Below are 25,015 nucleotides of genomic sequence, written 5' to 3'. Positions count from 1 at the left end.
GCGCCTTCGGTACAATGGCGGTCTATGACGACCAGTACCGACGGCGCCGCCGCACCATCCACTCCACGTTCCACGCGCGCGCTGTGCGCTGCCTGTCTGCGTCCACAGCAGACCTGCATTTGCCGCTGGGTCGCGGCTCTGCCGAACCAGGTGGAAGTGCTGATCCTTCAACACCCGATGGAAGTGAACAACGCCAAGGGCAGCGCGCGCCTGTTGCATCTGAGCCTGGCCGGCAGCCGGCTGGAAGTGGGCGAGGCCTTCGCACCGGAGCGCTTGCAGGCGCTGTTGTCGCCCGAGCGCCGCAGCGTGCTGCTGTATCCCGACACGGCGGCCGATAAGTCGCTGGGCCTGGCCGCGGCGCAGCCTTTCAATCCGGTCTGGCTGCGCGAACCGCAGCTCCTGCGGTTGGTGGTGCTGGACGGGACCTGGCGCAAAAGCCGCAAGATGCTGTACCTGAATCCAGCGCTGCAAGGCTTGCCGCGCCTGCCGCTGCGCGATACGCCGCCGTCGCACTACCTGATCCGCAAGGCGCACCTGCCGGACCAGCTGTCGACACTGGAGGCCACGGTCTACGCGCTGGCCCAATTGGAAAACGATATAAACAAATTCAATCCGTTGATCGATGCCTTCGACGGCTTCGTCGCCCAGCAGGCCGGCTACGTCGCGCGGCCGCCGTCAGGCGATCAGCTTTAAGCCCGGCGGCAGGGCTTCGCCCAGCATGCGTTTTTCGTCGGCCTGATCGAGCTGCACCACCTCGCGCACCATCGCGCTCCAGTTGGCCGGCGCGCCAACGGCGGCAAGGCGCCGCAGGATTTCCGCCCGCAGCGTTTCACCGATGTCGCGGGTGCGGTCGCCCGTCATGCGCGCCAGATGGGCTGCGGCGAAACCGGCCGGCTCCACCTTTTTCCAGTCCAGCGACAGGATCGCTGCCAGCCAATGTTCGACGACGGCTGTTTCCACCACATCGTGCGCACTGCCGTGGAAGGGTTGGCGCGCGCCGACCCGGCTCAAGCCCCACAGGAAGCGCGCCTGTGCCGCTTCGGCTTTGCCGGCGGCCTTGGTCGCCGCTTCGAGCTGACCCAGCATCCACGCGCCGATTTCGGCCTTGTAGTTGCCGGGGATGCGTTCCAGCGATGCGCCCAGGCGCAGCATGTCTTCCTCGCTGCCGTTGACCAGCGTGTGCGGGCGGCGTCCGCGTTCCTGGGCGTCGGCCTGCACGTTGAAGGCGAAATCGTCCAGCACGCGCAACTGCGCTTCCACACTTAAGCCGCCGGCCACGCGGCGCCACAGCGTCCACCATTCGGCGCAGACTTGGCTGTCCTTGTGGTGCTGGATGCCGGTGTCGAACATGGCCCACAGCTGCTCGATGCGCCATGCGTCCAGCGTGTAGCCGAAGCCGGGACGCAGGCAGTAACCGCTCAGGTTCAGCCACGCGCGTTCGTGTTCGGACGAACGGCGGCGGCCTTTGGCGCGCTGCATCAGTGCGTCGAACAGGCGGCGCAGCAGCGGCGTGGCCCAGCTCTCGCGGCTGCCCAGCAGGTGTTCGAGCTGCGCTCGCAGCTGCTTGACTTCCTTGATGTCGACCTGCTGCGCGCGACTGCCGAAAATGCGGTCGATCTTGTCGATGGCGGCGTCGAAGCCGGTCGGCATCGGCGCTTCCTGCGGCGCCGCAGCATCGGCTTCGCCATCATCGACGGCGGCTTCGCCGCGCAGCTGGAACTCCAGCAGCCAGCGTTGGGCGCCTTCGATGGCGACGCAATGTACGTCCAGCGTACCGACCTCGCTCAGCGTGGCGGCCAGCTGCACCGGGATCTCCTTGCGGGCGTCGGCGTTGCTGCTGTCGCGCAGCACGGTGGCGATCGGCGGCAGCTGGATGTATTCGTCGGCTTGCAGCTCGACCAGCTCACCGGCTTGCGGCGGCGCGGTTTCGGAGATCGACGAGGCCAGATGGAAGCGCACCGGCCGGCCGAGACGCAGCGCGAAGGTGCGGTCGGCCAGCAGGATCTCGCGGCTCTCGACGCTGCCGCGTGGCAGGATGCAGATCGCGCGGCGCGGCTTGTCCTGGCGCGCTTCGTCGTCGAGCAGCAGGAAGTAGCTGCGCGGCGAACCGCCGCCGATCACCGGCGCTTGTCCGGCCTGGCCCAGCGCGTAGGCGACGCCGCCGCGCGCCACCGCTACATCCGGATTGTCGTTGTGCAGAACTTGCAGCGGCTGTCCGCGCCAGTTGGCCAGCGTGGCTTCAAGGCGGCTGGCCAGCGCGTCGGCGCGGAACACGCCGCCGTTGAGCAGCAGCGTGTCCGGGATGGGGATGGCGGCGCGGTCGTCGGCAGTGAGGCCCAGAGCCTCGCGCGCGGCTGCCGCGTGCTGGCGCAGGAAGCTGGCCAGGTGGCGCGTGATGGCCGCGTCGCTGGCGTAGGGCAGGCCGAATTCGACGATGGCGCCACGGCCGCGCCGCGCGGGTTCCTGCTCTTCGTTGAGGGGGAAGAAACCGTCCACCACCAGCGCCGCGACTTCTTCGCGCGTCAGGTCGGCCGAACGCGAGCCGCCGATCAGGCGCGAGCCGGAACCGAGCAGGGTGACGGTGGTGCGCTCCGGCGCATCGGCGGCCAGCAGTAGCTCCTTCGCCGCCCGGCAGCGTTCCGCCAGTTGCGACAGGCTGCTGGCGGACAAACGCGCCGCCGCAGCTCCGGCATTCGACGCCATGCGCGTCTCGACCAGATGCGCCAGCGCGAGATCCATGTTGTCGCCGCCGAGGATCAGATGGTTGCCCACGCCGATACGGCTGATCTGCGGCTGGCCTTCGATCATCTCAACCTTGATCAGACTGAAGTCGGTAGTGCCGCCGCCGACGTCGCACACCAGCACCAGACGGGTGTCCGCCAGGTCCGTGGACAGCGTCGCGCGCTGGCGGAACAGCCAGTCGTAGAACGCCGCCTGCGGTTCCTCCAGCAGGCGCAAGGCGGGCAGGCCGGCCATGCGCGCCGCCTCCAGCGTCAACGCGCGCGCGCCTTCGTCAAACGATGCGGGTATCGTCAGCACCAGCTGTTGATGTTCCAAGGGATGCGCAGGGAAGCGCGCATTCCACGCCGCCCGCACATGCGCCAGGTACGACGCGCTGGCGGCCACCGGCGACACCTTGGCCACATCGGCTTCCGCGCCCCACGGCAGTATCGGCGCCATGCGGTCGACCTGGGGATGCGACAGCCAGCTCTTGGCGCTGGAGACCAGCCGCCCCGGCACCTGCGCGCCCAGCTTGCGCGCCAGACGGCCGACCACCACCTGCGACAGGCCCGCGACATCCGCCGAAGGCCAAGGCAGTTGCAGGTCGCCGTCCGCCAGCTCGCCCGGCGCCGGGTGATAGCGCAGCGAAGGCAGCAAGGCGCCGGCGCCGACTTCGCCGGGCGCCACCAGCTGCTCGATCTCGAACAGGCGGATCTGCGCGCTGCCCGGCTCCGAATAAGCCAGCACCGTGTTGGTGGTGCCGAGATCGATGCTGACGACGTATTGACTCATACTCAGGCGGCGCGGACGTCGAACTCCACCTTCCAGCGCTGGCCGTCGTTGGATACTGCCTGCAGCTCCAGCGTGCCCGACTCGGTCGCCATCGCATGCAGGCGTACCTGCACCACGTCGCTGGTCTGGCGGCCTTCCGGCGACAGCGTCGCCTGAATCTCGTTCAACTCGATCAGCTCATCGGCGCTCCAGAAGTCCAGCAGGTCGCCGATCTGGTCCTGGCGGCGCACCGACGAACCGAAGAAGCGGAACTGCACCGGCTCGCCGACCACCAGGCCGAATTCCTGGTTCGGCAGTTCGATCTCGCTGCCTTCCTCCATGCCGAACGGCGCCACGCACAGCGCCTGGATCGGCGGCTCCATGCCGGGGATGGCCGGCATCGACGATTCGATCGCCACATAATAGGAACGCGCCGTGCCGCCGCGAATGCGCACACCGCTGCCGCGACGCACGTAGCTGTAGTAGGCCGCGCCGCGCGCCACCGCCAGGTCCAGGTCCGCACCGCCCAGCATGCGCGCAGGCTCGGAGCCTTCCAGGTACAGCCAGTCGTTGATGGCGCCCATGATGCGCTGCGACAGCAGCTCCGACTTGAACACGCCGCCGTTGAACAGCACCGCCGTTGGATGCAGGAAGGTCGCGTCGGCGCTTTGCTTGCCGACGTAGCCTTCCAGTTCGCTGGTCGCGGCCAGCTGGCGCGCCAGGAAGGCGGCCAGATGGCGCGTGATGCCCGCGTCCTGCGCATACGGCAGGCCAAGCTGCGTCAGGCCCGCGCGCGTGCGCACCGCCGGACGTGCCGACGCTTCCACCTGCGGGAAGAAGCCGTCGAGGATGAAGGTGGTCACTTCGTCGCGCGTCAGTTCGGTGCGGATCGAACCGCCGATCAGTTTCGAGCCACGGCTCGGCACCACGATGGGCCAGGTGTCGACGCTGGCGTCGGCCAGCAGTTTTTCCTTGGCGCTGCGGCAGCCGTAGGTCAGCGCGCGCATTTGCCAGGCGTCGAGCTGGGTGCCGTTGGCGGCCAGCTTGCGCGCCACCAGATGCGCCAGCGCCAGGTCCATATTATCGCCGCCGAGCAGAATGTGGTCGCCCACCGCGATGCGGTGCGGTTCCAGCACGCCGTCGCGTTCCAGCACGGCGATCAGCGAGAAGTCGCTGGTGCCGCCGCCCACGTCCACCACCAGGATGATGTCGCCCGGCTTGACTTCCTTGCGCCAGCGGCCTTCGCTGCCCTGGATCCAGCTGTACAGGGCCGCTTGCGGCTCTTCCAGCAAGGTCAGGTTGGTGTAGCCGGCGGCGCGTGCCGCGTCGGCCGTCAGTTCGCGCGCGCCCGGGTCGAACGATGCGGGGATCGTCACCGTCACCGCCTGTTCGCCGAACGGCGCGTCAGGGTAGGCCTGCTCCCATGCCTTGCGCAGGTGCGTCAGGTAGCGGGTCGAGGCTTCCAGCGGCGAGACGCGCGACACTTCTTCCGGTGCGTCGTTCGGCAGTAGCGCGGAACGGCGGTCGACGCCTGGATGGCTCAACCAGCTCTTGGCGCTGGAGACCAGGCGGATAGGCGTGGTGGCGCCACGGCTGCGCGCCATTTCGCCGGCGACGGCGGTTAGCTCTTCCGGTGACTGCTGCCATGGCAGGCTCAATTCGCCCGGCGCCAGTTCGTCCGCGTGCGGCAGGTAGAGGAAGGACGGCAGCAGCGGCAGTTCTTCCACCGTGCCCGGTGCGGTCAGCTGCGCAATGGCCAGCACGGCGTGCTGGGTCTTCTCGCCATCGCTGGCGGCCAGGTCCACATAGGACAACGCGCTGTGCGTGGTGCCAAGGTCGATGCCGATGGCGTAGCGTGGATCGCTCATAATTCCACCTCCGCCGGCGCCAGGATGGCGGCATCGTGTGCTTCGGCCAGTTTCGGCAGGCGCACGTTGGAGGCGCGCCAGCCGCGATGGCTCAAGGCGCCGCGGAACGGCGCGCTGCCGACCACGTTGCCGGTCAGGCGCACGGCGCTGGCGTCGAAGCCTTCTTCCAGCACCACGCGGCTGCCTTCGGCCTCGCTGCGCACCGCTTCGATGGTGAAATGCTCGCGCAGCACTTTGCTGCAGCCTTCATGCACCACGCGCGCGGCGGCGCCGATATCGGCGTCGGAATAGGCGCTCAGGTTCTCCTGCGTGAAGTCGATCAGGCGCGCTTCGCGCTGGAACAAGCTCAGAAGCTGCAAGGCGGCGTCCGGAGTCGCCACGCGCAGCGTTTGCGCTGGCGCTGGCGCCGGGGCAGGTGCTGGAGTCGCTACGGGAGCGGCGGCCGGCTGCGGCGCGTCGTCGATGCGGGTCAGGCGGGCGGCATAGTCAGCGTCGGACAGGGCGCGGAAAAACGCGCCGATGGCGATGGAGATCCTGCTAAAAAACGACGGCAATGGTTGGGTCGAATTGTTCATATTGTTTGCTCGTATCGGGTGAGCCGGGGCGCCGCATCGGCGGCATCCTGGCGAGGTGTGGGTTGGGGGCGCGCGTGGCGCGGGGAAATTCCGTCCCCCGGAACCCCGCATGATACCAGCTTGACCACTTGGTTCCCAAGAAGGCAAGCATGCACCTTTGATATTTCGCTTGATATCGTCATTTCAAGGGCATAGAATACTGTACATGTATACAGTAGTTTGGTGCCGCGATGTCTTACGATGATAACCACGATGAAAATAATCAAGAGCATGTGATGCTGCCGCCGCCGTCGTTGAAGGCGCAAAAAGGCCGTGGCGCGGTGTCGAACCTGCAGGGCCGGTTCGAGGTCCGTGCGCGCGAGGCGTATGACGACGGCTGGGAACGCGAAGAGGAGGAGGCCGCGCCTTGGAAGACGCAGGTCACGGACGAGCTCTGCAAATCCATCCTCAGCCGCAACGCCTCGCCGGACTTGCCGTTCAGCGTCTCGCTCAATCCCTACCGGGGTTGCGAGCACGGCTGCATTTATTGTTTCGCGCGGCCTACGCACAGCTATCTCGGCCTGTCGCCCGGCATGGACTTCGAGAGCAAAATCTTCGCCAAGATCAACGCGCCGGAAGTGCTGCGGCGCGAGCTGGCCAAGGCCGGCTATGAGCCGTCGTCGATCGCACTCGGCGTCAACACCGACGCCTACCAGCCCTGCGAGCGCGAGCGCAAGCTCACCCGCCGCGTGCTGGAAGTGCTGCAGGAATGCCAGCACCCGGTGGGCCTGATCACCAAGTCATCGCTGATCGAGCGCGACATCGACATCCTGTCGGCGATGGCGGCCCGGCAGCAGGCCGGCGTCGCCATCACGCTCACCACGCTGGACCCGGCCATCGCGCGCACGCTGGAGCCGCGCGCGGCCGCGCCGGCCCGCCGCCTGCGCACGATACGCACGCTGACCGACGCCGGCATCCCGGTCGCGGTCAGCGTCGCGCCCATCATTCCCTTCGTCACCGAGCCCGATCTGGAGCGCATCCTGGAAGCGGTGAAGGAGGCCGGCGCCGTCAGCGCGCACTACACGGTGCTGCGCCTGCCGTGGGAAGTGGCGCCGCTGTTCCACCAATGGCTACAAGCGCATTTCCCGGAGCGGGCCCAGCGCGTGATGAACCGGGTGCGTGAAATGCGCGGTGGCAAAGACTACGACAGCAACTTCGGCGCCCGCATGAAAGGCGAAGGCGTGTGGGCCGAGCTGATACGCCAGCGCTTCAAGATCGCCACCGAACGCCTCGGCCTGACCGGACGGGGCAGCCGCTTCCACAACATGGACGTGTCGCAATTCACGCGTCCGTTGGTGGTGCCGCCGCTGGGCGCGCGGGCCAAGGCGGCGGCCGATGCCGGTCAGCTGGACTTATTTTGAGGAGGCCACCATACCGATGTTGACGGACAGTTCGACATCCTCCGCGAACGGCAGGGACATGAACCCGGATGCAGGCGAGCGCACTAGCGCCACGTAGTCCGGATTCATGTCGGCGTTGTCCGCGATGACGAGCGCGCCCGGCCGCAGCCGGCTGCGCACCAGGCCGAGGATCTCGGGGTAGAGCGCCTTGGCGCCGTCGAGCAGCAGCAGGTCGATCTGCTCGGGCAGATCGTTGGCCAGCGTTTCCAGCGCATCGCCGGCGCGGATGTCCACCAGGTCGAGCAGGCCGCCTTGCTCCAGATGGCCGCGCGCCCGCGCCACCTTGGACGGCTCGAACTCGCTGGTGATCAGGTGGCCGCCGCCGTTGTCGCGCAAGGCAGCCGCCAGGTACAAGGTCGAGATGCCGAACGACGTGCCGAACTCGACGATATTGCGGGCACGGCAGCTGCGCGCCAGCATGTATAGCAGCTCGCCGGTCTGGCGCGACACCGGCAGCGGCACATCCTTCAGCCGATGGTAGAGGTTGAGGTATTCGGTCTTGCTGCGCAACAGGCGATCGCGCTCGTCCTTGGACAGTTCGGCGACGGCGGGAATCGCGGCGATCTGCACGGCATCGGCTTCGTCAAACAGACGGTCGAGCAGCGATGCCACGGGATGATTGGTCAGGGTTGTCATGGTGATTCCTTTCGAATGAAGTACGGATATAATATGAAGAATCCTTCATGTTTCATATTCGCATTCGGAACCACTCCCATGGCAGACCCCGCAAAAGCCCCCATCTCCTCGCGCAGGAAGCCCAAACAGGCGCGCTCGGCCGACCTGGTTTCAGCGATTCTCGAAGCGGCTATTCAGGTTTTGGCGAAGGAGGGCGTGCGCCGCTTCACCACCACCCGGGTGGCGGAGCGTGCCGGCGTGAGCGTGGGATCGGTGTACCAGTACTTTCCGAACAAGGCGTCCATCCTGTTCAGGCTGCAGGCGGATGAGTGGCGGGAAACGACGGAGATGCTGGTCAACATCCTGCAGGACACACAGAAGCCCCCGCTGGAACGGCTGCGCATACTGGTCCATGTCTTCCTGCGCTCGGAATGCGACGAGGCCGAGATCCGTACCGCGCTCAACGACGCGGCGCCGTTCTACCGCGACACGCCCGAAGCGCATGAGACGCGCTCGACGGCCGACGGCATCATCGAGGTCTTCATGCACGAAGTACTGCCTACAGCGACAGACAGTGCGCGCACTTTGGCCGGCGATCTGGTCATGACGACCTTCAGTTCGGTCGGCAAGCAGTTTTCGGAAACACCGCGCACCGAGCAAGAAATACACATCTACTCGGAAGCGCTGGCCGATATGCTGTGCGCCTACCTGGCCGGCATAAACTAATTCTTCAGCGCAGCCAGATGCCGTTCAATCTCGAACACATGCTGGTCATGGCGGCCCAGTTCGCGCAGCGCGTTGGCGAGGTGATTGAGATAATCGCTGTTCGGTCCGCTGGGTCCGGCGGAGCGGGCGATGTGCTGCGCGATCTCCTGCTCGGAGGCGGCGCCGAGGAAGGCCGTGTTGTCCGGCGTGGCGATGTAGACCAGGCCTTCGACGCTGTCGCCGTCCTCGAACGCGATGGCGATCGCCAGCCGCAGATAGCCGTTCTTCTCGCGATGGTCCAGGTGCGCGAACACTTCCGGCGTCACCAGATAGGCCATGCCGTGGCACACCGCGCCGGGCTCTTCGATGATGGTCACCACCCGGCCCGGCGCGTCCGGCGTGCCGCGATGGTCGTGCGAGCCTTGCCAGAAGCGCCGCGTCCAGTTGGCGATGCTGGCCGGGCGGCGTTCGAGGTAGGGGAAGTCGGCCTTGTAAATCAGTGAGCCATAGCCGAACAGCCAAACGCTGTGGTGGCCGTCGAACTGGTCCATCTTCTGATTGATGGCGATGGTATCTGCTGTCATACGTCAATTATAAAACGTTCAGCCCTGCGGCACATTCCAATGATGCGCCGCTGCAAACTCTTGCAGGAAGGCGACGAAGCTCTCGGCCGCAGGGGACAGCGCCCGCGCGTTGCGCGTGTAGACGAAGAAGCGCCGCGTCAGCGCCGGCGATTCCAGCGGGCGCATCTGCAAGCCATACAGCTGCACCATCTTTTCCGCATACGGCAGGCACACCGTGATGCCCAGCCGCGCGTGCACCATGGCCAGCGCGGTGGTCATGAAGGTGACCTCGTTGTACGGACTCAGCGACTGCTCGCGGAACGACGCATGCATATCGCGCAACAGCCGCTCGGTGAACTGGCCCTGCAAGGAAATCAAGGGGAACTCGTTGACATCGGCCCAGGTGATGCGCTTGCGCCGCTCCAGCGGATGGCCGGGCGGATACACCACCACGAACGGCATCTCGAACAGCGGCTGCGCTTCGATCTCGGCGGTGGTGTCGCGGTCCGGGCCGATGCCGAAGTCGGCCTCGCCGCTGAACACCCGCGCCGACACCATCTCGACCGGGCTGTCGGCCAGCCACACTTGCACGTCCGGATAGCGCGCCTTGTAGGCGGCGATCACCTCCGGTATCAGCGTGCAGGACAGCATCTGCGGCGCCGCCACCCGCACCGAACCCTGCTTGAGTGCCTTGCGGCTGGCGATGTCGGCCATGGCGCGGTCCAGGTCCTGCAGCATCTTCTCGAACAGCGGCGTGAGTTCGCGGCCGATCTCCGACAGCTGCGCCTTGCGCGTGGTACGCTCGACGACGCGCACCCCCAGCATCTGCTCGAGCTCCTTGATCTGCCCGCTGAGCGCGGATTGGGTCACATTGAGATGCTCGGCGGCCAGCGTAAAGCTGCCGGTTTTGGCGAGCGCCACCAGGGCGCGCATCTGGCGCAAACTAGGATTCATCGGGAAATCTGATAAGTGGGCTGGAAAATATCGTTTGTATGATATCTGAAATTCGCATTTAATGCGGAATGACTGAGTTGGAGACAAACATGAAAATCAAGCAAATACACCACGTGGCCTACCGCTGCATCGACGCCAAGCAGACCGTCGAGTGGTACGTCAAACACCTGAACATGGACTTCGTGCTGGCCATCGCCGAAGACGAAGTGCCGTCCACCAAGGCCCCGGACCCGTACATGCACGTGTTCCTGGACGCCGGCCACGGCAACGTGCTGGCCTTCTTCGAGCTGCCGACCCAGGCGCCGATGGACCGCGACCACAACACCCCGGCCTGGGTGCAGCACCTGGCGATGGAAGTCGAGACCATGGACGAACTGCTGGCCGCCAAGGAGCGCCTGGTCGCCGCCGGCATCAGCGTGATCGGCCCGATCAACCACACCATCTTCAAGTCAATCTACTTCTTCGACCCGAACGGCCACCGCCTCGAACTGGCGGTCAACACCGGCACGCCGGAGATGATGCAGAAGCTCGACGCCGTCAAATGGGAGATGCTGGAAGAGTGGTCGCAGACCCGCAAGGCGCCCAAGCACGCCGCCTGGATGCATGCACCGGAGGTGAAGGCATGAAGCTCGCGACTCTGAAAGACGGCAGCCGCGATGGCCGCCTGGTGGTGGTCAGCCGCGACCTGTCGCGCTACCAGCACGTACCGAAAATCTCCGCCACGCTGCAGCACGCGCTGGACAACTGGGACCTGGTGTCGCCAGCGCTGGAGCAGGTCTATGCCTCGCTGAACGCCGGCGACGCCATTGATGCCCATTCGTTCGACCAGCAGTACTGCCACTCGCCGCTGCCGCGCGCCTACCAATGGGCCGACGGCTCGGCCTACATCAACCACGTTGAACTGGTGCGCAAGGCGCGCAACGCCGAAGTGCCGGCCTCCTTCTACACCGATCCGCTGATGTACCAGGGCGGCTCGGACAGTTTCATCGGCCCGCGCGATCCGATCTTCGCGCTGTCGGAAGAATGGGGCATCGACCTGGAAGCCGAAGTGGCCGTCATCACCGGCGACGTGCGCATGGGTGCCAGCACCGGCGACTGCGCGAAAGCGATCCGCCTGGTCATGCTGGTCAACGACGTTTCGCTGCGCAACCTGATCCCGAACGAACTGGCCAAGGGCTTCGGCTTCTTTCAGTCGAAGGCCGCCAGCGCCTTCTCGCCGGTGGCCGTCACGCCGGACGAACTGGGTGCGCACTGGGCCGACACCAAGCTGCACCTGCCGCTGCTGGTCGATCTGAACCAGCAGCCCTTCGGCAAGCCGAACGCCGGCGAAGACATGACCTTCAACTTCGCGCAACTGGTGGCGCACGCCGCCGCCACGCGTGAACTGGCGGCCGGCACCATCATCGGTTCCGGCACGGTGTCGAACAAGCAGGGCAGCCTGCACGGATCGAGCATCGCCAACGGCGGCGTGGGCTACTGCTGCCTGGCCGAAGTGCGTATGTACGAGACCATCGAAGGCGGCAAGCCGCAAACCGGCTTCCTCAAATTCGGTGACAGCGTGCGCATCGAGATGAAGGACGAGCAGGGCGCCAGCATCTTCGGCGCCATCGAGCAAACCGTCACGCACTACCAAGAGCGCAGCTAAGGCGCCGGCGAGGCAGGAGGAGACAAGCATGGAACAAGCAGTAGATATCCCCGCACTCATCGACAAGAACAAGATCAGCGCTTTCCAGATCGGCGTCTATGTGCTGTGCGGCCTGTGCATCCTGATGGACGGCTTCGACGTGCAGGCGATGGGTTACGTGGCGCCGGCCATCATCCAGGAATGGCATGTCAGCAAAGCCAGCCTCGGGCCGGTGTTTGGCGCGGGCCTGTTCGGCATGCTGGCCGGTTCGCTGGTGTTCAGCGTGATGGCCGATAAAATCGGCCGTCGTCCGGTGCTGATCGCCGCCACCATGTTCTTCTCGGTCTGCATGCTGCTTACGCCATCGTGCACCACGCTGGAGCAGTTGCAGTGGCTGCGCTTTGTCACCGGCATAGGCTTGGGCGCCATCATGCCCAACGTGATGGCGCTGGCGGGCGAGTACAGCCCTGCGCGCCGCCGCGTCACGCTGATGATGCTGGTGTCCTGCGGCTTCACCGTGGGCGCCGTGGTCGGCGGCCTGGCTTCGGCCGCGCTGATACCGTCGTTCGGCTGGCAGTCGGTGTTCTATATCGGCGGCGTGATGCCGCTGGCGATCGGCGTGCTGATGATCTTCATGCTGCCGGAGTCGATGCAGTACGTGGTCCTGAGCGGCAAGCGCGTCGAGCGCGTGGCGCAGTGGCTGCGCCGCATCGATCCATCGTCCACCGTGCATGCGGGCAGCCGCTACCTGGTGCACGAGAAGTCCGGCAAGCGCGGTTCGGTGACGGAGCTGTTCCGCGACGGCCGCGCGCGCACCACCGTGCTGCTTTGGCTGGTCAATTTCCTCAACCTGCTCAACCTGTACTTTTTGTCGAACTGGCTCCCGACCATCCTCAAGGGCGCCGGCCTGTCGACCAGCATGGCGGTACTGGCCGGAACCATCCTGCCGATAGGCGGCACCATCGGTACGCTGATGATGGGCCAACTGATCGACCGTTCCAGCTTCCGCCGCGTGCTGATACCTGGCTTCCTGGTGGCCGCCGTGGCGATCATGCTGATCGGCCGTCCGGAAGCGTCGCTGGCCTTCCTGTGCCTGGCGATCCTGGTGGCCGGCTTCTGCATCGTCGGCGGCCAGCCCGCCGTCAATGCGCTGGCGGCCAACTACTATCCAACCACGCTGCGCTCCACCGGCATCGGCTGGAGCCTGGGCGTGGGTCGGGTCGGCTCCATCATCGGCCCGGTGCTGGGCGGTGAACTGATACGCATGAACTGGCCGAACAGCACCATCTTCATTATCGCCGCCGTGCCGGCGCTGCTGTCTGCGGCCATGCTGTGGATGATGGAGCGTCCGCAGGCAGCCCCAATTCTTGAACGAGACTTTGCATGAAGCTTTTTACCTACTTCCGCAGCACCGCCGCCTACCGCGTGCGCATCGCGCTGAACCTGAAGGGCCTGGCCTATGACGCCGTGCCGGTGCACCTGCTGCGCGACGGCGGCGAACAGTTGGCCGAATCCTATCGCGCGCTCAATCCGTCGGCGCTGCTGCCGACGCTGGACGACGACGGCAGTGTGATCGGCCAATCACTGGCCATCATCGAATACCTGGAGGAGACGCGTCCGCAAGTGCCGCTGCTGCCCGCCACGGCGGTCGACCGCGCCCGCGTGCGCGCGCTGGCGCTGACGGTGGCGGCGGACACTCACCCGCTGGGCAACCTGCGCGTGCTGAAGTACCTGAAGGGGCAGTTGAAGGTGACCGAGGAAGTCAAGGCGGAGTGGCAGCAGCACTGGCTGCGCATCGGCATGGCGACGCTGGAGCGCCTGCTGGCCGACGATGGGCGCACCGGCCGCTACTGCCACGGCGACACGCCGACGCTGGCCGACTGCTGCCTGGTGCCGCAGGTCTTCGGCGCCCAGCGCTTCGGGGTGGACCTGGCACCGTATCCGACCATCATGCGCATCTTCGCCGCCTGCGCCGAGCTGCCCGCTTTCCAGCAGGCGCACCCGTCGCAGCAGCCGGACGCCGAGTAGGCGCCGGCGGGATCAGAACCGGCTGGTCAGCGTCACGCTCGCGTTGCGCGGCGCGCCCGGCTGGATCTGCACGTTGTTGATGGCCGATTCGTAGAAGCGCGCATTGCCGACGTTATTCAACTTGAACCGCACGTCGTAGCGCTTGCCGCGATAGCCCAGCGCCGCATCCACGCGGCCATAGCCGGGCAGGCGCACGGCATTGTCGGACAGCGCGAACTGGCCGCCGCTGAGTAGCACGCCCAGGCCCGCGTTCCACGCGCCGCCCAGTTCCTGGTCCACCCACAGCGAGGCGCGATGGCGCGGCGTCATCTCCGCCCGGTTGCCCCTCGGGATATCGTTGGACGCCACGATGCGCGCATCGTTGTAGGTATAGGACGCGTTCAAGCGACCGCCTTGCCACAGCGCGCCTTGCAGTTCCAGTTCCACGCCCTGGTTGCGCTGCTTGCCCACTTGTAGCTGGCGCAGGCCGGCAGCGTCGGTGGGGTCCAGCGTCAACTGGTTGCGCTGCTCGATGCGGAACAGCGCGGCGGTGGTGTAGAAGCGGCCGCCCAGCCAATCCTGCTTGTAGCCCACTTCCTGCAAATCCGTCTGCAAGGGCTTGACCTGCGACAGCGGCGTGCTGCCGGTATAAAGCAGGTCGCCGCCGCCCGGCTGCGACGAGCGGCTCAGGTTCAGATACCATGACTGTCCATCCAGCGGCTGGTACACCAGGCCCGCGCGCGGCGAGACGACGTTGTCGGTGCGTTCGCTGAACACTTTGCTCAGGCGATTGGTTTGCTCCTGCTGGAAGCGGTCGAATCGCACTCCCGCCAGCGCCTTCCATTGCGGTGCGATCGTGAGCTGGTCCTGCACGTACAGCGCCTGTGTCTTGGCCGTGAACGCGTTGTTCAGCGCGACCGGCAGGGCGCTCAGATCAGGCGCCGGCAGCACGTGCTGCGGCGCGTACAGACTTACCGGATAGGCGATGCCGGTCTGCGCGGTGATGACGTCGCGCTTCTGGTCCGACAGCTCCAGCCCGACCAGCAGCGCATGCCGGTCCAGCGTGTACGCCAACTCGGTTTGATTGATCAGGTTACGCTGCGTCTGCGGGAAGTAAGTGATCTGGCGCGATACGGTGTTGTCGGCGTTGACGCGGCGGTTGCGGGTGTTCACGCCTTCAAGTTCGGTGCGGCTGTATTGGAAGGTGTTCTCCAGCTTCAGGCGGCCGTTGAAGCGGTGTTCCAGCTTCGCCTTCGCCATGTCGCTGTCGGTGCTGGTGTAGTCATACCGTTCGCCGTAGTAGGTTGAAGGCGACACCGCGACCGGGCGGCCCGCCAGCGAAGGCACGCCGCGATCCGGCGTGCGGTCTTCGCGCTGTACCTCGGCTTGCAGCAGCAGCGAGGTGGCCGGCGACAGCGCAAACTTCAGCGAGGGTGCCAGCAGCTTGCGCGTGTGTTCGACCACGTCGCGATAGCTGTCGCCGGTGTCGTACACGGCGATCAGGCGGCCGTTGATGCTGCCGCCCAGGGCGCCGCCGGCGTCGACGCTGACGCGCCGCTCGTTGTCCGATCCCAGCGTGGCGGAGACCTCGGTTTCCTGTTGGGCGCTCGGTTGCTTGCTGACGCGGTTGATCAGGCCACCGGCCGAACCGCGGCCATACAGCGCCGCCGCCGGGCCCTTGATCACTTCTATCTTCTCCACCGTCGCCAGGTCGCGCGAATACAGCGTGTCGTCGCGCACGCCATCGAGGCTGGTGTCGCGCAACGAGTAGAAGCCGCGAATGTAGAACTCATCGCGCCGGCCTTCGCCCTGGCCAGCGACCACGCTGCTGACGTAGTCCAGCGCATCCTTGCTGGTCAGCGCGGCGCGGCTGCGCAGATTCTCCGCAGTGACCACGCTGACCGATTGCGGCGCGTCGAGTAGGCTGCCAGGGGTCTTGGCGCCGCCGACGGTTGCGGCCAGGCCGTCGCTGGAGCCGACCACGGTCACCAGCTGCATGGTTTGGATGTCGTCCGCCTGGGCCGAGAAAACGAAGCCTGCCAGCAGCAGGGGGAGTGGTTTGAGAACTGTTTTCATTGTTTTGAAGTGCTGTCGTTAATAAGATGCCGCCGCGCCGTTGACGACGCCAAGCGGGTGATACAAGGGAAGATAGCTGGCTTGGCGGTCGGCCTGGCGCAGGAAGCGCGTCAGCAGATTGCCTTTGGCCGGCAGGGGCTCTCCCGCCAGCAGACCCCGGATGCGGCGGCTGGCGGACGGATTGGGGAACTTCGCCAGATAGTCCTGCAGCGTGTTGCGCAGAACTCCCCACAGACCGAGGTACAGCGTGTGGTTGCCGTTGGCGATGCTGGCGATGACCTCGCACAGATTGTTGACGAACAGGCAGTAGCCGATGCGTATCCAGGCCCGCTCGTCGGTGCAGCACAGCGCGGACAGCGTGCCGGGTTCCAGCTGCATGGCGCGGGCCAGTGCGTGCGCCTGCGGCGCGAGCCGCGTGAGCTCCAGGTCGCGCAGGATGAAGTGGCTGGGGGCACCTTCGCCGTCCAGTCCGACGACCGTGTTTTGCATGTGCGGCTCGAACGCCACGCCGTGCTCGAACAACAGGTACAGGATGGGATGCACGGCGGTTTCCGCATAGCGCGCGAACCAGCGGCGCGCGGCTTGTTCCAGCGTATAGCCGCAATGTAGCGCATAGCGCTCGATCTGGGCGAAGACCTGCTTGCGTCCATGTTCGCCGTTGCCGAACAGCGCGGCGCACACGATCGGCTGCACTCCCTGTTGCAGCAGGCCGGCCACGCCCTCGCGCAACAGCACGCCGAAGCCGTTGCTCAGCTCCGGGTCAGCGCCGGGCAGGTCGGCGGTGACGTAGGCCTGTTCCTCCATCACGCGGAAGCCAGGGAAGCGGCTTTGCATGTCGGCCTGCACGATGCGGTACAGCCGCGTGCCGGTCAGCGCGCTTTGCAGTTCGTGGCGGGCGTTGTTGCGGATGCAGTTGGTGATGCGCATATTGAGCGACAGTTTGACGAAAGAGGCCGCGTCCTCGGCCAGCAGTGTGCGCACCGACGCCGTTGGATGGAATGGGAGGCCATGGGGGCCGAGGTCGAGGATCTCGCCGCTGCGCAAGGCGCTGGCGATGCGCGGCTGCCGGCGCATCCAGCCGGCCTGCCACGGATGCAGCGGCAGGATCGCGCCGCCGTCGCCGGGCTGCAGGCCGTGCGCACCGAGTGTTTGCAGCGCGCCGGCGTCGATGCTGTCGCTGAGCAGCCACTCTTGCGGAAGCTGGAAGTAATGCAGGCGCATGCTGGCCTTGTGTTCCGGCGAGTAGTCGCGCTGCTCGGCGGGCGACCAGTCGGAGCGGCTTTTCGGCGCAGGATGGAAGGGGTGGCCGGTCAGCAGTCCCTGCTCGCTTTCGATATACAGCTGCAGGGGCGTGGCGCCGGCTGCGGCAGGCGGCAGCGCCGGCGCCGGACGGCGGTCCATCACATCCTGCATGGTGGCGATGCTGTCGCCGATCTGTTGCAGCAGTTCTTCGTTGAACGGCGTCGCTGCGCGGCAGGACAGGTCTTCGATGATGAGCCGCGCCAATTCTCGCCAGCCGGCGTCGCGCCAGGCTTCCTGCCCTGTGCGCAGGTAGACGCCGGTGGTGTAGTCGAAATTGGCGGTCGCCGACACGTGCAGCACGCCGACGCACAACTGGCTGCCCAGGCGGGGCAAGGCGATTTCCAGCACCTGTCCGCGATAGTCGGCAGGCATGGCCGGATGGGCACTGCGGCTGGCAGGTAAGACGGCGAGTGTGTGCTCCTGCATTGCCACTTCGCGCGCATAGCAGTTGATCAGCAGCCGGCCGTGCTGCTGTTCGGCGAAGCTCTCGGTTTCGGACGGAGCGGGCTGCAGATGCTTGGGTAACAGCGGTGAGTTCATGGCAGTTTCCATTTCAGTGAAATAAACAGCGCGGCGACAACGGCAGTCCCCAGCCATAGCGGTGCGGCATAGCCGAGCGACGGCGCCAACAGGCTGGCCAGCAGGCCGGCGCTGACGGCGCCCCATTTGTTGGCCCCTTCCAGGCTGCCGAAGTGGCGGCCGGCGTGCTCGATGGTGGAGGTGGCGGCGGCCAGCGTGTTGATGGCAAGGTAGGCGCCGGTCATGCCTATGCCCATCAGGATGCGGCCGGCCAGCAGCAACGGCAGCGTGTCGGCCAAGGCCTGCAGCAGCAGGCCGGCGCTGGTCAGTGCGGCGTACCATCCGAGTGCGGCACGGGCATTGGTGTAACCGAGCTTGCGTCCCAACGGCCATGCCAACAGCAGGAACAGCGCGTGCGGCAGGCCGAACATCATTCCGGCCGTGGCGGCGCCGATCTGCAGCCGCTGCGCAAGGTCGCTGACAAAGTAGGGATAGGTGAGAACGGTGCCGATGGCGAACAGCGCCTGCAAGCGGTACAGATTCACGGCGCTGACGCCGCAACCGGCGGCGACGATGGGCTGCGCACCGGATGGCGCGCCGGCCGGCGTCTGCACCTGCCGGCGCGGCGCACCGGCGTCCGGCAGCAGGTACAGCACCACGCAAGCGACGCCGGGGAACAGCGCAAGGTACAAGAACAGCCGCAGCATGTTGGCGTGTCCGCTCATCATGCCAATCAGTGCCGGGCCGGCGAACAAGGCGGTGCGCGCCGACGCCTGCATCACGCCGAGCAGTGTCGCCAGCCGCGCCGGCGGCAGTTGTTCGGCCAGATAGGCGTTGGACGCGGAGAAGGTTCCGCCCAGCAGCCCTTGCAGCATCAGGCCCAGTGCGAATTCCAGCGGCGTGCGCGCCAGGCCGGTGAGGATGAAGCTGAGGCACAGGCCTGCGTGCGCCCGCATCAGCGAGGCGCGACGGCCGATGCGGTCGGCCAGGCGCCCCCAGGCCGGATTGACGATGGCCGCGGCCAGCGTCGGCAGCGTGAAGTACCAGCCGGTCAGCGCCGCCGACGGCGCGTTCGCCGGAAAGCTCGATTCCAGGATCTGCGCGTAAAACGGCGGCATGCACAGGGCGGCAAAGGCCGCGCCGAAGTGGCCGGCGACCGTGACCATCACCGCGCGCGTCGTCCCGGCCGGGCGCGCTGCGGCCTGCGCCACGTTCATGTATTGCCGCCGGTGTTAGCAGCGGCCAGGGGACTGCCGACCGTGCGCAGGCGCGGCGTGCTCCATCCAAGCAGGCGCCGCGCGGCCAGGCACTCAATCCGCAGTTGCGCGCCGAGCAGGTCGAACTCGCGATGGCGCGCGGCGTGCGCCGGAAAGCGCGACAGATACGCTTGAACGGTGCGCGTGGCCTGGGCCCAGAACAGTGCCTCCGCATAGCCGTGATGGCACTCCAGCCGCCACGCCAGTTCTCCCAGGTTGATAAAGAACAGCACTTCCAGCAGGTAGTCGCGCGCCTCCGCCGGCGAGTCGAACATAAATCCCGCGCTGGCGTTGAGTGCGTTGCGGTAGGCCGGCGCGCGGCGCAGGTCGGCCAGTTGCGCTTCGTTGGTCGCGCCTTGCAGATAGTGCAGGCCGCCGGGCAGGTCGCGGATGGCGATGCGGCGCGGCAGACCGTCGTGCAATATCAACAGGGTGTTTTGCGCATGGCATTCCAGCAGTACGCCATGCACCATCATCAGGTGCAGCAGGGGCGGGACGCTGGCCTCCAGCAGCGCGGCCACCCAGCGTTCCGCGCCGTGCAGCGCCAGCCACGGGCCGATGGTCAGTTCGCCGCCGGCCGTTTGGGTGGTCAGGGCGGTCATCGGGAATATCTGTTCGCCCTCGGCCAGCACCGACTCCGGCGCGCTGCGCCAGATCGCGCCCAGCATGCCATAAGCGCCTGTGCGCTGGCGCGGCGCGGCGATCGTGATGCCGGCCGGTTCGGCCAGTACCGCCAGTCGCCGGCCGTCGGCGAGAAAGGCATCGTCGCGGCAGATGGCGTCCAGCCAGCGCGAGATGATGGGCGCGTTGTGCACATGGTGGTCGGAGAGGATGCGGTCGGCCGAACTATTAGCGATGGCCAGCGGTAGCTTCAGGTTGCAGCGGCCATCGGCCGTCAGGCAGCTGAGCGAGCGTATCGATTGCTGCGCCAGCCATGCGGCGCGGCCTGCGCCCAGGTGAAGCAAGGTGCCGTCTGCCAGCCAGTCGGCGAAGTGCGGCGCCACGCCGTGCTCCCATTGCCACGGATGCACCGGCAGCAGGCGGTAACGCGCCGGTGCGTGGCCCTGCGCTTCGATCTGGACTAGCAGGCGGCGGTACTCGTCCATCCCCAATTGCGACGCCACGAAGCTGTCGTAGTCGAGCTCCGGCAGCAGGTGGGTTTCGCTGGCTTCGCGGTCGATGGCCAGCCAGGTCAGCGCGATAGCTTGCGCGAATTCCGGGCCGTAGCGGCGGTGCTCGTCGATGCTAAAGCCGATGCGCGAACGGAAGCACGGGTGGTAAGGGTGGCCGTCGCCCAATTCCGCCTCCTGCATGGCGTAGGGCGATTGCAGCGTGGCCTGCGGCGTCGCCGTCATCGACCAAGCCTGTTTGAGCGCGGTCTGCTGCAGCTCGGCGACGAAGCGGCGCAAGGCGTCCGCCTGCGGTTGCAGGTGCCGCACCAGCGCCGACACCACGGCGGCGAGATCGGCTTGCGTATCGCCGCCGCCGCGCACCTCGCCGCACAGCCGCAGGCGGTCGAACGCGCTGTGGCCGGCGATATCGATGTGGTAGACCAGCGGCGCATCGTGCTCGTCCCGGCCTTCCAGCCGCAGGCGGTCCTGCTCCGGAGTGACGGCGCCGATCAGGCAGCCCTCATTCCAGAAGGCTTCGATGAATTGACGCAGCGTGCGGGCGCGGGCGGCCGGGTAGTGCGGAAGGAAGGCAAGGGTGTGGGGCATGGCGGCGTCCGTGAATTGAAAGCTTGTCTTAAATGCTATGCCGTCAGCTTATCTTTCACAAAGACGAATGTCAATACAAATGATAATGATTCGTATTTAAATTCTGAGGCGATCAATGCCACGCGCGCCGCAAGGTCAGGCGCTGATCACCCGGTCGCGCCCTTCGTGCTTGGCCTGGTACAGCGCCTTGTCCGCGCGCGAGATCAGCGAGGAGGCGCTGTCCGGCGCCCCCTCCGGCGTCGATGCCGCCACGCCGATGCTGACGGTGAGCGCGATCAGCTCACCGTTGTCGCCCTCGATGCGCAGGTCGGCGACGTCGCTGCGCAGCCGCTCGGCGGCGCAGCTGGCGACGTCGATATCGGTCTCCGGCATCAGCAGCACGAACTCCTCGCCGCCGAAGCGCGACGCCATGTCGATATTGCGCATGCCGCCCGCCAGCGCCCTGGCCACCGCCACGATGGCGCGGTCGCCGGCCTCGTGGCCGTAGATGTCGTTGACGTTCTTGAAGTGGTCGATGTCGACCATCAGCAGCGACAGCGGATGCTTGAAGCGGCGGCTGCGTTCGAGCTCCTTGTTGATCTGTTCCGTTATGCGGCGGCGGTTGCCGATGCCGGTCAGCGGATCGGTGGTGGCCAGCTGTTCCAGCTTGGTGTTGGCGACCATCAGCTCCAGCGTGCGTTGCAGCACCCGCGCTTCCAGCTGGTTGCGTTCATCGTGCAGCGCGGACAGGGTCTGGCGGCGTCCGCGCAGCGCGACGATCAGCGCCGAGATCAAGATCCCTTGCAGCACGATCAAGGTGGCGCCGGCCAGTATCTGCCACAGGTATTGCTCGAACACGCTGCGCGGGCGGTTGAGCCACTGCGCCGTCGGCGGAATGTTCTGCAAATGGAAGCGCTGCACCGCGCCATAGTCGAACAGGTAGCCGGGTATGCCGGCGATATCGGGCTTCTGCTGCATCAGGATGGCGGCGATGGCGCGGCCTATGCGTTCGGCGCTGACCACGTAGCCGCCGACCACGCCGGGCACCACGATGGCCTCCCAGTTGGTGAACACCGGCACCTGCGTGGTGGCTGCCAGCTGGCGCGCGATGTCCACAGGCCGGCGCCGCGCGCCGCTGACGTCGTGGTAGGTGGGCAGCAGGAAGATGGCGCTGCCGGGCCGCAGCAGCGCGGCCTGGCGGAACATCTGGTCGTAGCTGAGTTGATCCCAGTATTCGAAGCGCATCTGCTTGTTGTAGTTGGCGGCCGCCTGACGCACGCCGACCACCGATTCCTGCATGCGTTCCGTGCTGTCGCCGATGACCACAATGTGCCGCACATCCGGCGCCACTTGCGGGATGATGCCGATGGCGCGTTCGAAATCCGCGTGGACCTGGTAGGCGATGCCGTCGGACGGCGTCCAGGCCAGGCGTCCGTGGTTGACGTAGTGGCGCGGCACGCCGCGGAACAGGTTGGGACGCTCGCTGAGGAAGCGCGCCGCCACGTAGTTCTCGGTGATGATGGCGTCGAACTGGATGTGGGCGTACTTGGTGCGCAGGTACTGCTCCATGCCGGCCTGCGCCTGCTCGTCGCCGACGCGCACGGCGTCGAAGCGTTCTTCGAAAATACCTAGCGCGGAGGTCAGGTTTTTATCGGCCAGTTCGGCCGTCAAGCCCTTGTGGATCAGGCGCTGCCAGGCCGACGCGGAGTCGGAGCCCAGCGAATACAGCACCAGCACCTTGCGCTCGCCGGCAGCCCATGTGGGCGTCGCCAGCATCGACATCAGCAGGGCGCAGCAAAGTAGTAGCCGGCGCCAGAGTTGGCGCGGCCCGGTTCCGTGCGCGGCAGGTGGGTAATCCTTGTGCGGCATGGTCGGCAGTGACTCCGAAGGCAAAATGGCGTATCCGGCGAAATTTGCATTCAGGCAAGTCTAGCATGCTTTCTTTTACTATTGTTGCTGGAGCGGTGCGGTTTGGGGTGCCGTTGCTCATGCAGCGCGCAAGGCGTCGACGATTTTCATGCGGGACGCGCGCAACGCCGGCAGGAAGCCGCCCACCATGCCCATCGCCAGCGAAAACATGAGCGTTTTGACCACGATCGCCGGCGTCAGGCGGAAGCCGAAGGCCAGCTCGGAGAAGGACTGGAAATTGGTGGTCGAGAAGGACAGGAACTGCATCAGCGAGGCGCAGGCCAGGCCCAGCGCGCCGCCCAGCACCGCCAGCAGCATCGACTCGGCCAGGAATGCGGCCAGGATGCTGCGGCGCTGGAAGCCCAATGCCCGCAAGGTGCCGATCTCGCCGACGCGGTTGGCGACCGAGGCGTACATGGTGATGGTGGCGCCTATCATCGCGCCGATCGAGAAGATGATCGACAGGATCAGCCCCAGCACGCTGATGAAGGTGGACAGCGCCTTCGACTGGTCGGAGTAGAAGCTCTGTTCGCGCTTGGCGTCCAGCGTCAGGCGCTGGTCGGCTTCGATGTCCTTCTTGAAGCCGTCGAACAGCGAGGTGTCGGCCAGGCGCAGCACCATGGCCGAATAGGCGTTGCGGCGGAAGGCCGGCATCAGCTGGTCGGCGTCGCCCCAGATCTCGGAATCGAAGCCGCTGTTGCCGGCGTCGAACAGGCCGACCACGGTCCACTCGCGCTGGCCGAAGCGCAGCGTCTCGCCGATGCCGGCGCCCTCGAAGCGGCGCGCGATGCTGGCGCCGGCGATGATCTCGGAAGCGCCCGGGCGGAACATGCGGCCCGCCGTCAGCTTGACCTGCGGCCGCAGCATCAGCCCGCGCTGCGAGATGCCGCGGATGATGACGTTGGACGGCTTGGCCGAGCCGCGCTTGTTGAGCGAAATGAGCACCACCGTTTCCTTCGACAGCAAGGGCTGGCCGTCGGCGCCCAGCGCGATGGCCGGGTGGCTGGAGGCCACGCTGGCCTGGGTGCGGTCCACGCCGCTCTGCACCTCGGTGTCGGCCGAGCGGCGGATCAGGATCACGTTGTCGTATTCGCCGGTGGTGACCATGGTGTTGCGCAGGCCTTCGTCGAGCATCAGCACCGTGGCGAACACGAACACCACCAGCGCCAGGCCGCCGCCGGTCAGCGCGGTGGTCAGGCGGCGGGCCCACAGGTTGCGGGCGACGTAGGAAAGTGGGATTTTCATAGCAGATTCATCATCCAATACTCCGCAGTCCATCGACGATGTTGATGCGCACCGCGCGTATCGTCGGCGCGATGGCGGCGACGGCGCCGATGGCCAGCGCCGCCAGCACCTGCTGGACCACCGTCAGCTGCGACACTTCAAACACCGGGAACATGGTGCCCATCACCTTGCCGAGGAAGGCCGCGAACGGGAACAGGATGACGATGCCGATCGCCGCGCCGAACGCCGACAGCAGCAGCGATTCGCCCAGTATCATCAGCGTCAGGAAGCCGGGGCCGAAGCCGAGCGCCTTCAAGGTGGCGTACTCGCCCAGGCGCTCGCGCGCGCTCATGGCCATGGTGTTGGCCATCACCGCCGCGATAATGATGATGACCACGAACGACACCACGCGGATCGCCACCACGATCGCCTCGGACATCGAGACGAAGCCCAGCTGGAACGCCTTCTCGGTCTCGGTCAGCGTCTCGGCCAGCGAGTTGGCGAACTCCTTGTCGACGGCGGCGGAAATGGCGGCGGCGTTTTCCGGCTGGTCGATCTGCACCACGTACACGCCGATCTGGTTGGCGCGGCGCGGCATGGTCTTCTTCACAGTCTCGTTGACGTAGTCCCAATGGAAGAACAGGGTGGCGGTATTGGTGGTGCTTTGCTTGCCGTCGTAGATGCCGCGCACTACCAGCTCCCAGTTGCCGGGGTAGATGGTGCCCTTGAGCGGAATGATGTCGCCGACCTTGAAGCCGTATTGGTCGGCCAGCTTGCGGCCGACGATGCAGCCCTTGCGGTCCTTGAGGAAGGCGGCGCGGTCTTCCGCAGGCAGCAGGTAGTCGGGATAGATGTTCAGGTAGCTCTCGCCGGAGATGGCGAACTGCGCGAAGAAGTTCTTCGGATCCTTGTAGGTGCCCTGGAACCAGTTGGCGAAGCCGACGCCGGACACGCCCCGCACCGCGCGGATGCGCGCCTGGTAGGACAGCGGCAGCGGGAACACCAGCGAGGTCTTGTTGCGCGTGACCAGCGTGGTGTTGGACGCGCCCTCGGCGCCGGCGTACCACGCGTCGACCACCGTTTGCAGCAGGCCGAAGGAAAAGATCGCCACCACCAGGCCGAGGATGGTCAGCGAGGTGCGCAGCTTGTGGCGCATGGAGTTCTTGAAGATCAGCCGCAGCGTGTACATGG

The 25,015-nt window shown here is 66.3% G+C and carries 20 protein-coding genes; 7 read left to right on the top strand and 13 right to left on the bottom strand.

The window, feature by feature from the left end; genetic code table 11:
* Window positions 1-24 precede the first annotated feature (24 nt).
* On the top strand, window positions 25-693 hold the full coding sequence (locus AC07OK_RS03255) for a tRNA-uridine aminocarboxypropyltransferase (RefSeq protein ID WP_494688928.1): 669 nt from the start codon (window positions 25-27) through the stop codon (window positions 691-693).
* On the opposite strand, the gene AC07OK_RS03250 is transcribed toward AC07OK_RS03255, so the two are convergent.
* From AC07OK_RS03250 to AC07OK_RS03240, 3 genes are read right to left on the bottom strand one after another with little or no spacing between them, the layout of a single operon-like run.
* Window positions 676-3,513: an Hsp70 family protein gene (locus AC07OK_RS03250; protein WP_494688927.1), complete on the bottom strand. Its 2,838-nt coding sequence runs from the start codon at window positions 3,511-3,513 to the stop codon at window positions 676-678. The genes AC07OK_RS03255 and AC07OK_RS03250 overlap by 18 nt on opposite strands.
* Window positions 3,514-3,515: 2 nt before the next feature.
* Window positions 3,516-5,360, bottom strand: a complete 1,845-nt coding sequence (locus AC07OK_RS03245) for an Hsp70 family protein (protein ID WP_494688926.1) — start codon at window positions 5,358-5,360, stop codon at window positions 3,516-3,518.
* Entirely contained in the window at window positions 5,357-5,935 is a 579-nt protein-coding gene (locus AC07OK_RS03240) for a DUF2760 domain-containing protein (RefSeq protein ID WP_020702040.1), read from the bottom strand. The genes AC07OK_RS03245 and AC07OK_RS03240 overlap by 4 nt, the downstream gene beginning before the upstream one ends.
* Window positions 5,936-6,210: 275 nt before the next feature.
* On the opposite strand from AC07OK_RS03240, the gene AC07OK_RS03235 reads away from it, so the two are divergent.
* Window positions 6,211-7,335, top strand: coding sequence for a PA0069 family radical SAM protein (locus AC07OK_RS03235; RefSeq protein ID WP_494689027.1), 1,125 nt, complete (start codon window positions 6,211-6,213; stop codon window positions 7,333-7,335).
* On the opposite strand, the gene AC07OK_RS03230 is transcribed toward AC07OK_RS03235, so the two are convergent.
* Window positions 7,327-8,010: an O-methyltransferase gene (locus AC07OK_RS03230; protein ID WP_494688925.1), complete on the bottom strand. Its 684-nt coding sequence runs from the start codon at window positions 8,008-8,010 to the stop codon at window positions 7,327-7,329. The two genes, AC07OK_RS03235 and AC07OK_RS03230, sit on opposite strands and share 9 nt — an antisense overlap.
* Window positions 8,011-8,043: 33 nt before the next feature.
* Between AC07OK_RS03230 and AC07OK_RS03225 the strand changes: the two genes are divergently transcribed.
* A complete protein-coding gene (locus AC07OK_RS03225) occupies window positions 8,044-8,715 on the top strand; it encodes a TetR/AcrR family transcriptional regulator (RefSeq protein WP_494688924.1) in 672 nt (223 codons plus the stop codon).
* On the opposite strand, the gene AC07OK_RS03220 is transcribed toward AC07OK_RS03225, so the two are convergent.
* Complete coding sequence (locus AC07OK_RS03220; protein ID WP_494688923.1) at window positions 8,712-9,278, bottom strand: gamma-glutamylcyclotransferase; 567 nt, start codon at window positions 9,276-9,278, stop codon at window positions 8,712-8,714. The two genes, AC07OK_RS03225 and AC07OK_RS03220, sit on opposite strands and share 4 nt — an antisense overlap.
* 18 nt (window positions 9,279-9,296) lie before the next feature.
* Window positions 9,297-10,211 (bottom strand): LysR family transcriptional regulator, encoded by a 915-nt coding sequence (locus tag AC07OK_RS03215; RefSeq protein ID WP_494688922.1) that lies wholly within the window; start codon window positions 10,209-10,211, stop codon window positions 9,297-9,299.
* An 89-nt stretch (window positions 10,212-10,300) separates the two neighbouring features.
* Between AC07OK_RS03215 and AC07OK_RS03210 the strand changes: the two genes are divergently transcribed.
* From AC07OK_RS03210 to maiA, 4 genes are read left to right on the top strand one after another with little or no spacing between them, the layout of a single operon-like run.
* Window positions 10,301-10,837, top strand: coding sequence for a VOC family protein (locus AC07OK_RS03210; protein WP_070268715.1), 537 nt, complete (start codon window positions 10,301-10,303; stop codon window positions 10,835-10,837).
* Window positions 10,834-11,856, top strand: a complete 1,023-nt coding sequence (locus AC07OK_RS03205; protein WP_494688921.1) for a fumarylacetoacetate hydrolase family protein — start codon at window positions 10,834-10,836, stop codon at window positions 11,854-11,856. Before AC07OK_RS03210 ends, AC07OK_RS03205 begins: the two co-directional genes overlap by 4 nt.
* A gap of 28 nt (window positions 11,857-11,884) precedes the next feature.
* Entirely contained in the window at window positions 11,885-13,222 is a 1,338-nt protein-coding gene (locus AC07OK_RS03200) for an MFS transporter (RefSeq protein WP_494688920.1), read from the top strand.
* Window positions 13,219-13,863 (top strand): maleylacetoacetate isomerase, encoded by a 645-nt coding sequence (gene maiA, locus AC07OK_RS03195; protein ID WP_494688919.1) that lies wholly within the window; start codon window positions 13,219-13,221, stop codon window positions 13,861-13,863. Before AC07OK_RS03200 ends, maiA begins: the two co-directional genes overlap by 4 nt.
* 12 nt (window positions 13,864-13,875) lie before the next feature.
* On the opposite strand, the gene AC07OK_RS03190 is transcribed toward maiA, so the two are convergent.
* The 7 genes from AC07OK_RS03190 to AC07OK_RS03160 all read right to left on the bottom strand — a co-directional run bounded on the left by AC07OK_RS03190 (window position 13,876) and on the right by AC07OK_RS03160 (window position 25,013).
* On the bottom strand, window positions 13,876-15,918 hold the full coding sequence (locus tag AC07OK_RS03190; protein ID WP_494688918.1) for a TonB-dependent receptor: 2,043 nt from the start codon (window positions 15,916-15,918) through the stop codon (window positions 13,876-13,878).
* A gap of 18 nt (window positions 15,919-15,936) precedes the next feature.
* Complete coding sequence (locus tag AC07OK_RS03185) at window positions 15,937-17,760, bottom strand: IucA/IucC family protein (RefSeq protein WP_494688917.1); 1,824 nt, start codon at window positions 17,758-17,760, stop codon at window positions 15,937-15,939.
* Entirely contained in the window at window positions 17,757-18,956 is a 1,200-nt protein-coding gene (locus AC07OK_RS03180) for an MFS transporter (RefSeq protein ID WP_494688916.1), read from the bottom strand. Before AC07OK_RS03180 ends, AC07OK_RS03185 begins: the two co-directional genes overlap by 4 nt.
* Window positions 18,953-20,713, bottom strand: a complete 1,761-nt coding sequence (locus tag AC07OK_RS03175; protein WP_494688915.1) for an IucA/IucC family protein — start codon at window positions 20,711-20,713, stop codon at window positions 18,953-18,955. The genes AC07OK_RS03180 and AC07OK_RS03175 overlap by 4 nt, the downstream gene beginning before the upstream one ends.
* A 135-nt stretch (window positions 20,714-20,848) precedes the next feature.
* A complete protein-coding gene (locus tag AC07OK_RS03170) occupies window positions 20,849-22,585 on the bottom strand; it encodes a diguanylate cyclase (RefSeq protein ID WP_494688914.1) in 1,737 nt (578 codons plus the stop codon).
* A 93-nt stretch (window positions 22,586-22,678) separates the two neighbouring features.
* The gene (locus AC07OK_RS03165) at window positions 22,679-23,845 is read right to left on the bottom strand and encodes an ABC transporter permease (protein ID WP_494688913.1); all 1,167 of its coding nucleotides are present in this window, start codon (window positions 23,843-23,845) and stop codon (window positions 22,679-22,681) included.
* A 10-nt stretch (window positions 23,846-23,855) separates the two neighbouring features.
* Complete coding sequence (locus tag AC07OK_RS03160; protein WP_494688912.1) at window positions 23,856-25,013, bottom strand: ABC transporter permease; 1,158 nt, start codon at window positions 25,011-25,013, stop codon at window positions 23,856-23,858.
* Between the last annotated feature and the right edge of the window lie 2 nt (window positions 25,014-25,015).

Source organism: Duganella sp. GW821-FHT07G03, from assembly GCF_059418605.1.
The sequence above is the reverse complement of the archived record's forward strand: the minus strand, read 5'-3'. Positions and strand labels throughout refer to the sequence as shown.